The 13080-nt window shown below is 58.6% G+C and carries 12 protein-coding genes; 3 read left to right on the top strand and 9 right to left on the bottom strand.

The genetic code is table 11. The features are described from left to right. Window positions 1-2 precede the first annotated feature (2 nt). The 4 genes from ACQQ2Q_RS10790 to ACQQ2Q_RS10775 all read right to left on the bottom strand — a co-directional run bounded on the left by ACQQ2Q_RS10790 (window position 3) and on the right by ACQQ2Q_RS10775 (window position 2976). Complete coding sequence (locus ACQQ2Q_RS10790) at window positions 3-269, bottom strand: usg protein (RefSeq protein ID WP_428187067.1); 267 nt, start codon at window positions 267-269, stop codon at window positions 3-5. A 176-nt stretch (window positions 270-445) separates the two neighbouring features. Continuing rightward, complete coding sequence (locus tag ACQQ2Q_RS10785) at window positions 446-1276, bottom strand: ABC transporter permease (RefSeq protein ID WP_428187066.1); 831 nt, start codon at window positions 1274-1276, stop codon at window positions 446-448. Further along, window positions 1273-2076 (bottom strand): ABC transporter permease, encoded by an 804-nt coding sequence (locus tag ACQQ2Q_RS10780; RefSeq protein ID WP_428187065.1) that lies wholly within the window; start codon window positions 2074-2076, stop codon window positions 1273-1275. Before ACQQ2Q_RS10780 ends, ACQQ2Q_RS10785 begins: the two co-directional genes overlap by 4 nt. A 117-nt stretch (window positions 2077-2193) precedes the next feature. After that, the gene (locus ACQQ2Q_RS10775; protein WP_428187064.1) at window positions 2194-2976 is read right to left on the bottom strand and encodes an ABC transporter substrate-binding protein; all 783 of its coding nucleotides are present in this window, start codon (window positions 2974-2976) and stop codon (window positions 2194-2196) included. 302 nt (window positions 2977-3278) lie between these two features. On the opposite strand from ACQQ2Q_RS10775, the gene ACQQ2Q_RS10770 reads away from it, so the two are divergent. Then, the gene (locus ACQQ2Q_RS10770; RefSeq protein WP_428187063.1) at window positions 3279-5312 is read left to right on the top strand and encodes an OmpA family protein; all 2034 of its coding nucleotides are present in this window, start codon (window positions 3279-3281) and stop codon (window positions 5310-5312) included. 87 nt (window positions 5313-5399) lie between these two features. On the opposite strand, the gene mobB is transcribed toward ACQQ2Q_RS10770, so the two are convergent. Genes mobB through ACQQ2Q_RS10750 form a run of 4 tightly spaced genes read right to left on the bottom strand, consistent with a single transcriptional unit; the run spans window position 5400 to window position 8718 of the window. Next, window positions 5400-5918, bottom strand: a complete 519-nt coding sequence (gene mobB / locus ACQQ2Q_RS10765) for a molybdopterin-guanine dinucleotide biosynthesis protein B (RefSeq protein WP_428187062.1) — start codon at window positions 5916-5918, stop codon at window positions 5400-5402. Beyond that, window positions 5915-6538: a molybdenum cofactor guanylyltransferase MobA gene (mobA, locus tag ACQQ2Q_RS10760; RefSeq protein WP_428187061.1), complete on the bottom strand. Its 624-nt coding sequence runs from the start codon at window positions 6536-6538 to the stop codon at window positions 5915-5917. The genes mobB and mobA overlap by 4 nt, the downstream gene beginning before the upstream one ends. Further along, window positions 6538-7758 carry a multidrug effflux MFS transporter gene (locus ACQQ2Q_RS10755; protein ID WP_428187060.1) on the bottom strand — a complete coding sequence of 407 codons (1221 nt, stop codon included), beginning with the start codon at window positions 7756-7758 and terminating at the stop codon, window positions 6538-6540. Before ACQQ2Q_RS10755 ends, mobA begins: the two co-directional genes overlap by 1 nt. A 48-nt stretch (window positions 7759-7806) precedes the next feature. Continuing rightward, the gene (locus ACQQ2Q_RS10750) at window positions 7807-8718 is read right to left on the bottom strand and encodes a DMT family transporter (protein WP_428187059.1); all 912 of its coding nucleotides are present in this window, start codon (window positions 8716-8718) and stop codon (window positions 7807-7809) included. A 245-nt stretch (window positions 8719-8963) separates the two neighbouring features. On the opposite strand from ACQQ2Q_RS10750, the gene ACQQ2Q_RS10745 reads away from it, so the two are divergent. Further along, complete coding sequence (locus ACQQ2Q_RS10745; RefSeq protein ID WP_428187058.1) at window positions 8964-11495, top strand: methyl-accepting chemotaxis protein; 2532 nt, start codon at window positions 8964-8966, stop codon at window positions 11493-11495. A 23-nt stretch (window positions 11496-11518) separates the two neighbouring features. On the opposite strand, the gene moaA is transcribed toward ACQQ2Q_RS10745, so the two are convergent. Beyond that, entirely contained in the window at window positions 11519-12508 is a 990-nt protein-coding gene (gene moaA / locus ACQQ2Q_RS10740; protein ID WP_428187497.1) for a GTP 3',8-cyclase MoaA, read from the bottom strand. Between the two features lie 207 nt (window positions 12509-12715). Here moaA and ACQQ2Q_RS10735 point away from each other — a divergent pair, with 207 nt between their 5' ends. Continuing rightward, entirely contained in the window at window positions 12716-13078 is a 363-nt protein-coding gene (locus ACQQ2Q_RS10735; protein ID WP_428187496.1) for a gamma-butyrobetaine hydroxylase-like domain-containing protein, read from the top strand. Window positions 13079-13080: the final 2 nt, after the last annotated feature.

Here is a 13080-nt window from a genome sequence, read left to right as displayed (position 1 = left end):
CGTCAGTGCAGGATGAATTCGCCCTTCAGCGCCCGCCACTCATTCTGTGCGATCAGCTTGCGATGGACATAGGTGACCGAATGAATGGGGCCTTCCAGTTTCTCCTGCCAGAATTTGAGGAAATTCTGCATCTCGGGAAAATCAGGTGCCAGATCGTAATGCTGCCAGATATAGGCTTGAAGAAGTGTCTGATGGTCGGGCATGCGGTAAAGGATCTGTGCCGTGGTCATGCCATAGCCTTTGAGCATCAGTTCCATGTCGTTTTCCATGCTGTGCCTCGTATTGCTGTTCCCTTTGGTGTCGCGTTTCGTGCAGACACGGAAATGGAAACACCAAAGGCTTAACCGAAGCTTGAGCATGAGACGGCGATGACAATATTTTGTCATTTGAATCAATGTTTTGGCAGCGCTGTTTGGTGAGTGCTGCCAATGTTGAAGCGCTGTGCCTAGCGCTTCAGATGCCGCGTGAGCCTTGCCTCGAGTGCAGCCCAGGTGTGGCGCAGGGTTTCCACAATGGCGAGATAGAAGATCGCGGCCCACAGATAGGCCTGATAATCGAAGGTGCGCGAAAAGGCGTAACGCGTCTGGCCCATGAGGTCGAAGACAGTCACGATGGCGACGACAGCGGATCCCTTGATGAGCAGGATGATCTCATTGCCATAGGGCCTGAGTGCGACGATCAGAGCCTGGGGCATGACGATCCTCCAGAAGGTGACATTGCGCCTGAGACCCAGGCTGTCTGCCCCTTCCAGCTGACCTTTCGGCACGCTCTGAATTGCGCCGCGTAAAATTTCAGCCTGATAGGCTGCGGTGTTAAGGGTCATGGCCAACAAGGCACAGTACCAGGCGTCCCTGAAGAACCACCAGAGCCCGATCGGGTCGAAAAAAGATCGAAAACTTCCCAGGCCGTAGTAGATCAGGAACAGCTGGGCGAGCAGGGGGGTGCCCCGGAAGACATAGACATATCCGTAGGACACGGCGTTGAGGAACTTGTTCCTGGACATCCGTCCAAATGCAACGGGGACCGATAGCATCGCACCCAATGTGATGGACACGGCCACAAGCGAGATTGTCACTCCAAGACCCGAGATATATCGGGGGCCGTATTTGACGAATTTGTCGGTATCCCAGTTCAGGACCATCATCGCGATCAATCCCGCGAAGAGCGCGCACCACAGTGCGAGCAAGACCAGTCCGATGATGCGACCGGCAGTCATCTTTCCGGGCAGTGCCGGGGGAGCAGGACGCGCGTCAATGAGTTCTGTCGCAATACTCATCGCTTTGCCTCCGAGCGCTTCATCCACCGTTCAAGCCCGGACGTTGCAATTGAAGAAACGACGGCTATCGCCAGAAACAGACCGCAGGCAAGCAAATAGAATGTGAAGGGGTCTTTATTGATGCGTCCGGCAACACCAGTCTGGCGGATGATATCGGACAAGCCAATTGCAGAGACCAGTGCGGTATCCTTCAAAAGGTTCATCCAAAGATTGATCAGACCTGGGTAAGCGATCCGGATCAATTGCGGAAAGACGATGAAGATCTGGGTCTTGAGGTAGGAAAGTCCGAGGGCGGACCCGGCCTCATATTGTCCGTTCGGGATTGCTTTGAACGCCGACTGCAAAACCTCCGAACAATAGGACGAAAACACGATCGACAGGGCGATCATACCGGCGACAAAGGAATTGATTTCAACTCGCGCTTCAATTCCAATTGCTTCCAAGGCCGATTGGATGAAAATTTGCAGCCCGTAATAGATGATGAAGAGCGTCAGAAGCTCGGGCAGGCCTCTGAAAATGGTCGTATAGATGCCGGCCGCTAATTTCAGCTCCTTTTCTCTGGACTGCGTGGCCAGTGCGACCAGAAAACCGAGGGCAAGTCCCACGGGGAGCGTGGCAACCGCCAGGCTCACGGTGATCTTGACGCCGTAGGCTATCTCATCGCCCCAGCCGGTATCGCTGCAGGCGAGAAGGGAGGATGGGTCGAGAAGGGAAAAGACGCCAACTGGACCACAGAGCGGATCGATGATGTGGCCGATCCAAGCCAGCACCTCACCGAGCGCGGAAAACAAGGCGCTCATCAAAACCCTTTCCCCTTGCGGCGTGGCCGCTTCTTCTTTGTGTTGTTGATCTCTATTTCAAACAAAAACGGCGGAAGGGCAAGCCTTCCGCCGAGGTGTTTCAACAGAAGCGTTCGATCATTCGCCGTAAACGTCGAAGTCGAAATACTTGTCGTTGATTTCCTTGTATTTGCCGGTGGCGCGGATGGCGTCGATAGCGGTGTTGAACTTGGCTGCGAGTTCGGTTTCGCCCTTGCGGACCGCGATACCGGCACCTTCGCCGTTGATCACTTCATCGATCGGCAGGGTGGTCAGGATCTTGCAGCAGCTGCCATCTTCCGACTTGACCCATTCCGACAGAACGACCACGTCATCGACCACAGCGTCAATACGGCCGTTGGAGATGTCGAGCTTGTATTCGTCGGCCGTCGGGTAGAGCTTCAGCTCGGACTCGGCCATATGCTTTTCGACATAGTTGGAGTGCGTCGTCGAGCCCTGTGCGCCGATAACCTTGCCAGCAAGGCTTTCCGTCGTGGCTTCGGTCAAATCGCTATCCTTGGGGACGGCGATGGCCGGTGGTGTGTTGTAATACTTGTTGGTGAAGTCGACCTTTTCGGCGCGCTCTGGCGTAATCGACATCGAGGCGATGATGGCGTCGAACTTCTTGGCCTGGAGTGCCGGGATGATACCGTCCCAATCCTGCGTGACGAATTCGCAGGTAACCTTCATTTCATCGCAAAGTGCCTTGGCAATATCGATATCGAAACCGACGAGGGTGCCATCCGCTTCGAGATTGTTGAAGGGCGGGTATGCACCTTCCGTGCCGATAATCAGCTTTTCACCTTCGGCCATGGCGTTGCCTGCGAGGAGCGACAGGGCTGCGATGGACGCGGCGGCGAAGAAACGGGTGGAAATACGCATATTGATCCTCTCTGTTGACTATCTTTCCGTTTGGTTGCTGTTATTGCGGAAAGATGTGACGCGGCGGCGCTGCGAAGGCCGCCTTGCGAGCGCAGTTTTAACGTTTTTCAGCAAAATGCAACTGGGAAATGTATTCACCGCAAGCGCTTTAGTTCACGCACAATCGTCATTCAGGGAACATTCATGTCGGGATCGGCATTGTGGTCAGGCTTTCGTTAAAGCTGCCGCGATGCCGACAAACAGCGATTTCGGATATCGCCGTTACCGTTTGAATTCTGGCATTCGCCACCCGAGGAGACACCATGACAATCAACAATAAACTGACCCGAAGCCTTCTTTTGGGCGTCGCCGCGCTTTCGCTGCAGGCAGCCCCCATACACGCGTTTCCGATGTTGACAGACAAGCCGCAGATCGGTGCGGGCATGATCTCGCGCGTTGCCATGGATGTGGATGCTTTGCGTCAGCAGTTGGCTGCAGCCGAGCAGGCGCTTGCCGATGCGCAGGCCAATGGTGGCGATGTTGCCGCCGCACAGGCGCAGGTCGATGCTGCCCAGGCCCAGCTGAGCGCTGCGGAGGCGGAAGCCCAGCAGGCCCCGGCAGAAGAGCCGCAGGCTGCGGAACCGCCACCTGAACCCGAACCACAGCCGGAACCTGAGCCGGCCCCGGCGCCGCCTGCGCCAGAGCCTGCGCCGGAACCTGAACCCAAGCCCGCGCCGGTCGAAGAACCCAAGCCCGAGCCAGAAGCGCCGGCGGTTGAAGAACCGCAGGCTCCAGCGGCACAGGAAGCGCCAGCTGCCGAGGCGCCCGCTGAACCCGCACCTGAACCGGAAGCCGAGCAAAAGCCTGCCGAGGAAGCCCCGGTTGCTGACGCTCCGGCGGAACAGCCGGCGACTGCTGAACAGCCCGGTGAAGCAGCACCGGAAACGGCGCCTGTTCCAGAAGAACAGACCGATCCGGCACCGGGAGCGCAGCCGGCTGATGCAGTGGACCCGCCAAAGGATGCGGAAGCCCCTGTGCCTCAGGAAAGCCCCGATGAGCGGCCTTTGCCGGACGAAGGCCCAGCGCCGACCTCAGCAGAGGAACCCGCTGCGACGGACGCAGCGCCAGCCGTCGAGGGCGAACAGGCACCTCCACCCGAGCAGGTGGAAGCAGAGCCGATGTCCAAGGAGCAGCTCGATAATGCCAAGGCCATTGCAGAGGATCCGTCGAAGACCGATGAGACCGTGATTCTGCCTGTGGACAAGGGTGCAGCTGTTCTCGACAGTGAAAAAGAAGCTGATCTGGATGCGCCGAAGACCCAGGATAGCCGCCGCAGGGCGCGTGCCGAAGCCGAGCCGACCGTTGCCCCAGACAGTGATGCGGCTGCGCAGTCCGGTTTTGCCAAGAGCGATGGCGAGCCGCGCAAGATGAGAGCGGCGAATGCCGAGGAAGGGCGCCGCATCGATCGACGTCCCCGCTGGGATCGCCACGATGGTGTGCGCGAGCGGGAAGGCCGCGATAACCGCATTATCCTGCAATTTGGAAACAATGTTATCGTCCGAAGCGATGACAGCGACCGGTTCACGCGTGACGGCAATGAGCGCTATTACGAGGAACTGCCACGCGGTCGCGTTCGCGAGACCATCGTTCGCGAGGACGGCAGCCAGGTGGTGACCATTCGAAACCGTTACGGCGAAATGATTCAGCGTTCGCGCATCGACAGCCGTGGCCGCGAATATGTGCTGTTTTATGCGCCTGACATGATGGATGGCCGTCGTGATGATCGCCAGTTCCGCGATCCGGGCCGTGATCTGCCGCCCATGCGTCTGAACATTCCTGTGCGTGACTATATCATCGACACGTCCAGTGATCCGGACCGCAACTACTACAACTTCCTGGAACAACCGCCCGTGGAGCCCGTCGAGCGCGTCTACTCGCTGGATGAGGTTAAATATTCGGCCCGTATCCGTGACAAGGTCCGTCGTATCGATCTCGATACCATCACCTTTGCCACCGGCAGTGCGGAAATTCCGATGAGCCAGGCCCGCACGCTGCGCAAGGTTGCCGATGCGATGACGAAGATCCTCGACCAGAACCCGGCCGAGACTTTCCTGATCGAGGGCCATACCGATGCCGTCGGTTCCGATGACAGCAACCTTATCCTTTCGGACGAGCGTGCAGAATCGGTCGCCAACCTGTTGACGGATGTCTATGGCGTCCCGCCTGAAAATCTGGCGACACAGGGTTATGGCGAGCGTTACCTGAAGGTGCGCACGCTAGGTGCCGAGCAGCAGAACCGCCGCGTTACCATTCGTCGTGTCACAGCGCTGGTTCGCCCGGTCGCGTCCAATCAGTAAGCCGGTTCTCCGACGTGAAATCAGGCCGCCGTTTCCACGGCGGCCTTTTTTATGGGCGTCAAGAAATCTCATTGCCTCAGGTGCGGTCTATAGAGACGGCAGTCCGGTCGTCATGGCTATGAAGTCCGCGATGGCCGTTGTGTCGTTGAGGTCAAAGGTCTGGAGCCCGTTTTCATCGGAGACGGCGTGGTCGGCTGCGATGGCCACGATATGCGGATCGGTCGGGGCCAGCGGTTCGCGGTTCTTTGCCTCCAGTCGTCTTGCTTCGATCTTGGGGATCGCTTCACGCTTGTAACCTTCGATCAACACCAGATCGCAAGGGGCCAGACGGGCAAGAATTTCTTCAAAGCTGGGTTCGGCTGCGCCGCGCAATTCATGCATGATGGCATACCGTGTGCCTGAGACAATCGTCACCTCATGGGCACCCGCTTCGCGGTGGCGGAAGCTGTCGGCCCCCACCTTGTCGACGTCAAAGTCATGGTGCGCATGCTTGATGGTCGAGATGCGATAGCCGCGCCTTGTGAATTCTTCGACCAGCCTGACGGCAAGCCCTGTCTTGCCCGAGTTCTTCCAGCCGGAAATACCGAATACGCGTGGTTGGTTCATGGGGTACTTGTATCCAGCATGGTCTGCGCCCGCAGCAGATCGTCGGGGCTGTTGACGTTGAAGAAGGGATCGATCGCACCAGTCGTTGTGCCGTCGGAACTGAAATCGACGACTGTGAATGTGTGTCGGGCGATAAAATCCTGAAGCTTTCGATGTTGCGGATCGACAAGCCAGGCCTCCAGCTCATCGGCAAGGTTTAACGGCCAAAGCGCAATGACGGGATGCAGCCGGTCATTGGAGCGGGCAATCACAATCTCGTCCGCTGTCGAGGTGGCATCAAGCAGGCGCTTCGCGAGGTCTGCCGGCAGGAACGGAGTATCGACCGCGACGCTCAACATATAGGCCGTTTCAGGCGCCGTATGCGCGAAGTGCCTCAATCCCGCCAGGATGCCGGCAAGGGGGCCGGCATAGCCTTTAATCGTATCTTGGATCACGGGCAGGCCAAGCGGCAAGGGCGGTTCTGCCGGTGCGTTGATCGCGAGTGTCTTCACCTGTGGTGCGAGGCGGTCGGCGACATGGGCGATCATCGGTTGCCCGGCGAGGACGGCCAGCGCCTTGTTCTCGCCCATGCGCCGCGACAGACCGCCTGCGAGGATCAGGCCTGCAGGACGCCCGCGCATCAGTTCCCCTCCATGGCTCGGGCGTCATTTCGGTCAAGGTAGCAGATGTAGAGAACGGCAACCACCGCCAGAACGCAGGTGCCGCACATGACGACCAGCAGGGGCAGGGCGCCGGTCTCGACGCTCAAAATGGAGGAGGCGAGGGCCGACAAGGCTGCTCCACCACCCATGGTAATGGCGCCGCCAAGGCCAGAGGCCGAGCCCGCCAGATGGGGTCTCACGCTGACAATGCCGGCATTGGCGCTTGGCAAGGTCAGTCCGTTGCCGAAACCGACGATAAACAGGGGGCCAAAGAAGGTGATGGCCGAGAAGTGGCCGGTCAGCAGCAAGACCATGGGAACGAGCGACCCGAGCAAGGCAAAACCGCCTCCGGCCAGCATCATTCTCGAAATGCCGACCCGACGTGCATAGCGACCGGAGAAGAAATTGCCGACGAGATAGCCGGCAGCCACAAAGGCAAACTGGATGCCGAGCGCACGCGGCGACAGATCGAGGATATTGCTACCGACGAACGGCGCGCCACCCAGAAAGGCGAAGAACGCGCCGGTCGTCATCGTTGCTGTCATCGTATAGCCCCAGAAGCGTCGGGACAGGAGCAGCTGCGGCCAATCACGGAATTGCCCGAGGATACTGGCCGATTGCTGGCGGTTGGTTTCGCCGAGATCGGTGACGACCACGGCCAGCACCAATGCGCCCAAGAGGAATAATGCGATGAAGTTGGCCTGCCAGCCGAAGGCGTCGTTGAGGAAACCGCCGGCGGTCGGTCCCAGCATCGGCACGATGGTCATGCCCATGGTGACATAGCCGATCATGGAGGCGGCCTGCTCCATGGGGACCATGTCGCGCACGATGGCCCGCGACAGGACCATGCCGGCAGCGACCGTCGTTTGCAGCAATCGTCCGATCATGAAACCCGTGACGGAAGTTGCGAAGATACACAGCAGGGTCGCCAGCAGAAAGATAACGAGGCTGGCGATCATGGTTGGACGGCGCCCGAAGCGGTCGGACAGTGGTCCGATGATGATTTGCAGGACGGCGATGCCGGTAATGTAGCCGGAGACGGCAAACTGCATGACACCATATTCGACTGAGTAAAACTCTGCCATCAACGGCAGTGACGGAAGGAAGATGTTCATCGTCAGTGCCGACAGGCCTGCAATCAGAACCAGCGTCACAATGTGCGGCGGTGAGTGACGGTCGAACAATGTCCCTTTCGTCAAAGCGATTCTCCCGTCATATGCGCCTTTTTCCCGTGGGTGTCGTTCCGCTCACAGGGGCGAACCCGGTTGCGACTCCTGGCCAATCAGCAAGGCGGATTTGCGCTTGTTCTCTCGATAGAAAGTGTAGAGCCCGGAACCGATGACGATGGTGGCACCCGTCACCATCCACGGATCCAGCTTTTCGTTGAACATCAGCATGCCAAGGCCGATGGCCCAAAGCAGGCTCAGATAACGAAACGGCGCCACGAAGGATACTTCAGCAGTCCGCATGGCAAGCACGATGGACTGGTGGCCGACGAAGAGCAGCATGGCAGCGGCGGTGAGAATGCCAAAGGAATAACCAGGCATGGGTTGCCAACCGCCATAGGGGACAATCAGCAATCCGCCCATTAGTGCATTTCCGGCAGCGGTAAAGAGGGTCACGTTGATGGATGCGGTGTTCGCGCCGATCTTCTTGGTCACGAGGTCGCGTGCTGCGGCCAGAAAAACGGCGGCGACCGCAAACAGAGCGGCGCTGGAAAATCCTTCAGGCCCGGGGCGAAGAATGATCAGGACGCCGATAAAGCCGACCGTGATCGCACTCCAGCGGCGCCAGCCGACCGGCTCGCGCAGGAACAGTGCCGCGCCCAGCGTTACGGCCAGCGGAAGGGATTGCATAATCGATGAGATGTTGCCCAGAGGCAGGTGGCTAAGCGCAGTCAGAAAGCACAGGGCGGCCAGACATTCGAGCAAGACGCGGGCGACCACCATCGGCTGTCTGAGCACGTTGAAATGCGGGCGCGCGCCGATCTTGAGGGCCACGATATAGACCAGCAGCGTCATGATCACGCCGCGCACCATAATGATCTGGCTTACCGGAATGGCGTCGGTCAGGGATTTGGTCAGCGCGTCATTGCAGGTGAAGCCGGCCATGGCGAATGTCATCAGGATGGCGCCCTGGGTGTTTTTCGTGAATGGCATGTCTGTTTTTCCCCTCGCGCTGTCAGGTTGTTCTACAGCAGCGCAGGGCGAACGGAAACGACGTTTACGGCGTAAACTGTTGGTTTGGAGCGACAAAAGTATATGCGCCGCAATAATTGAGTGTCCGTCATTAATGAAAGCGCAAGTTTCATTGGGGAAGGTGGTGATGTTGATCCGTAAACATCCAATCGTCGATTCGGGCGGTTGATCGTTCATTCCCAATCGACTGCCTTTCTGAGGGATATATGTCTTTCATCGACCGTCTTCTGCAGAGCCGCCGCATCGTCACCAAGGTGCTTTTGTTCATCGTTCCGCTGGTGGTTCTGATGGCGGGCGTCGGGCTTCTCGGTTACTACACATCGCATATGCTCAACGGGCATATGACGATGACACGGGCCACGATCGGCAATATCGCAGACTTCGACAATCTTCAGTCGGCGTTACAGGATTATACCGCTGAACCGACCGAGGATATGGCTGCCAATCTTGAGGCAGCCATTGCCAGGCAGGCAGATGGTGCGAAGACACTTGAACAGTTGTTGGTCAATGACGGCGACCGCGCCAAACTGACGCTTGTCCTTGGGCTTGAGCCTGTCATGCGGAGGGCTGAAGCCGATCTCGTTGCCATCGATGCAAACCGCACCGCGTTGAATGCGGCGATTTCTGCCGATATGGCAGCGCTGGTCGTTGCCGGTCAGGGCGCACAAAAGCAGATCGATATCATCCAGAAGGATTTCAGCGACAAGGAGGCTTTCGCCAAGGGTCTTCTTTACGACGCGGCAGCCTTCAAGGGGCTGTCGGAGCGTCTGGAGAAATTGCTGAAAGCCATGGATGGAGCGCTGACCGATTCGGACCGACTGAAGACGATCAAGAATTATGGCGGGCCTTTGTCGAAAGAACTGGATTCTGCCGAAGGGATGGTCAGTGAGAAGGGCGCAAAGCAGATCGAACCGGTGAAGAAGGCCGCGACCGAACTTGCAGACCTCGGCGCGGAAACCGTTTCGCCGCTTGCCCGTGAGACACGTTTCGAGGCTTTGAAGGCATCTCTGCCGAAGGTTGCAGAAACTCTGGCGAACAAGGCAATCAAGAATTCCAACACGGCAGCCGAGCGTTTCGTCAAGCTCGACGCCGATGTGCTGCCGCAGCGACAGCTGGTCGGTCAGGTGGATGCCGCGCTGCAGATCATGAACACGATGGGTCTTCATGCCGCCCGCATGCAGAATCTGCTGGATGATGCCTCCCGCGAATCAGTGCTCTCCGATATTTCGGCCCTTACCGCCAATATCGAAAAGATTGCGGAGCTTGGGCAGAAGAACAGCACCATGCGCGATCTTCCGGGCGTTGCCGGTCCTCTGCTCGCGCAGATGACGGATGATTCTGCTACGTTGCTTGCGGCGGACGGGCAGTGGACCCAGACACGTCAGGCGGCATTTGCCGAGCTGACACGTGCGGCAGCCTCGCTGCATGATTTTGTCAGGCAGGCGCAGGAAGTGGGCAAGGCCGACAGCGATCGATCCGCAGTCATTTCCGTCGTCGCGATGGTGGTCGGCACACTGATGGCCATCATCGGTGGACTGATGCTTATTGAAACCCTGCGTGCCCCGATGAAGCGGATCACCGAGGTGATGAGCCGGCTTGCCAATGGCGACCTGTCTGTCCCGATCGAGGGACGCGAGCGCGGCGATGAAATTGGCGACATGGTGCGTTCGGTTACCGTTTTTCGCGATGCCGCGGTCGAGAATGTCCGGCTTGAAGAAGAAGCAAGTCGCAGTCGCGATCAGGCGGGCATGGAAGAAGAGCGTAGAGCCGCGGAGCGCGCGCGCATCGAGGATGAGCAAAGGCAGGCCTTGGCCGCGTTGGACGATGTGTTGAGGGCTCTGGCTACAGGAAATCTTGAGGCTACCATGCGCGGCGACCTGCCGTCCGATTTCCAGGACATGGCGCGGATTTACAATCAGGCCGTCGAGACCCTGCGGGTGACGCTTGCCGATGTGCGCGGGACTGCTGCCGACATCAATGCCGGTACAGGCAATCTTGCCGTTTCGGCTGACGATCTCGCACGCCGTACCGAGCAGCAGGCTGCTGCCATCGAGGAAAGTTCGCGAGCCCTGTCGCGCCTGAGCGAAGTGGTCCATGCGACCGCGCAGAATGCCCGGACCACGGCGGGTGCGGTTCAAGGCGCGCAAACGACGGCGCGAGGCTCGGGTGAGATCGTATCGCGCGCCATCGATGCCATGAGCGAGATCAACCGCTCGTCGGAGAAGATCACGGCGATCATCGGTGTCATCGATGAAATCGCGTTCCAGACCAATCTGCTGGCCCTCAATGCCGGCGTGGAAGCGGCGCGTGCGGGCGATGCCGGTCGCGGTTTTGCCGTGGTTGCCCAGGAAGTGCGGCAGCTTGCCCAGCGTTGCGCCAGCGCTGCCAAGGAGATCAAGGGTTTGATTTCCGAAAGCGGTGCGCAGGTGCGTGACGGCGTGGAGCTTGTCGAGCAGACAGGCACGGCGCTGTCAGACATCATCGCGCAGGTCGATCAGGTGCAGTCACTGATCGAGAGCATTTCCTCGTCGACCAGCGAACAGTCTACCGGCATTGCCGAGGTCACCCGCGCGGTTGGCGATGTGGAACTCATCACCCAGCGCAATGCGGCCATGGTTGAGGAAAATAACGCGGAAATCCAGGGCTTGCGCGATCGTGTCGAGGCCTTGAGTGCGAAGATCGGGCAGTTCAGGACAGGCGAGACCGTGTCTGCAGCCGGCTATCGAAAGTCCGCCTGATTTGGGTGCATGGCGGTTCGAGCCTAGCCGCCGGTGACACTCATGTGGCGGCCAACTGCCGGGCGTTTGTGCTGACGATCGATGATGAAATCGTGACCTTTCGGCTTTCTGCCGATTGCCTCGTCAATGACGCTGGACAGATAGGCGTCGTTTGGCGAGGCCCGAAGCGCGGTGCGAAGATCGGCTGCATCGTTCTGACCAAGACACATGTAGAGCGTGCCTGTGCATGTGAGGCGCACACGGTTGCAGCTTTCGCAGAAATTATGGGTCATTGGCGTGATGAAACCCAGCCGTCCGCCGGTCTCCGCCACGTCGACATAACGGGCAGGGCCGCCGGTCTTGTACGGATTGTCGGTGAGCGTGAATTGTTCTTCCAGGCGGTTTCGCACGTCCGATAGCGGAAGATAGCGGTCGGTCCGATCTTCCTCGATTTCACCCATCGGCATGGTCTCGATCAGGGTCAGGTCCATGTCGCGTTCATGGGCAAACCGCATCAGGTCCGGTATTTCGTGTTCGTTGAAATCCTTCAGTGCGACGGCATTGAGCTTGATCTTCAGGCCAGCCTTCTGGGCCGCCTCGATGCCTTGCATGACGCGCGAAAAATCACCCCAGCGGGTGATGGTCTTGAACTTGTCGGGGTCCATCGTGTCGAGCGACACATTGATGCGGCGGACACCACAGTCGTAAAGCTCCTCGGCATGTTTTGCCAGCTGGGACCCGTTGGTGGTCAGTGTCAGCTCTTCCAGTGCGCCGCTTTGCAAATGGCGCCCGAGATTGCGGATGAGGAACATGATGTTCTTGCGCACCAGAGGTTCACCGCCGGTCAGCCGCAGTTTGCGCACACCCTTGGCGATGAAGGCGGAACAGAGGCGATCCAGCTCCTCAAGAGTCAGCAGATCTTTCTTCGGCAGAAAGGTCATGTTTTCCGACATGCAATAGGTGCAGCGGAAGTCGCAGCGGTCGGTAACCGAGACGCGCAGATAGCTGACGGTGCGGCCAAACGGGTCGACCATCGGCGCATCGGCGGCGGAAAGCGCTGCTGCGTCAAATACTTTTCCGATGCTGTCGGTCAATGGGTTTCCTCCGGGCTTTTCATTAAGGTGGACTTCGCACCTGCTTCCGTCAAGGAAGCGGCCGCAATGTTTATCTTCAAATTCTCTTGCGCCATGGGGCAAGCGCGCCTACGTCTCTGGCACATTTCAGCTTTATGGGCTTGCAGCATGACCGAATTCTGGCCAACCGACCTCAAGGTCTCCAAAGACCGCCGCCAATTGTCTGTTACCTATGATGATGGTCAAAGCTTCACGCTGCCAGCAGAGATGTTGCGCGTTCTATCACCGTCTGCCGAAGTGAAGGGCCATGGACCGGGGCAGGAGGTTACAGTTCCGGGCAAGCGCAATGTCCAGATCTCGGCCATGCATCCCACCGGCAATTATGCGGTGCGCATCGGCTTCGACGACGGCCATGACAGCGGTATTTTTACCTGGTCCTACCTGCGGGAACTCGGCGAGAGTGGCGACGATAAGTTCGCCGAGTATGAACAAAAACTGGCAGAGAAGAAATTAAGCCGCGACGCCATGTGAAG

Source organism: Agrobacterium sp. ES01 (genome assembly GCF_050320885.1).
Classification (GTDB): domain Bacteria; phylum Pseudomonadota; class Alphaproteobacteria; order Rhizobiales; family Rhizobiaceae; genus Allorhizobium.
This window is presented reverse-complemented; position numbering and strand designations above follow the sequence as displayed.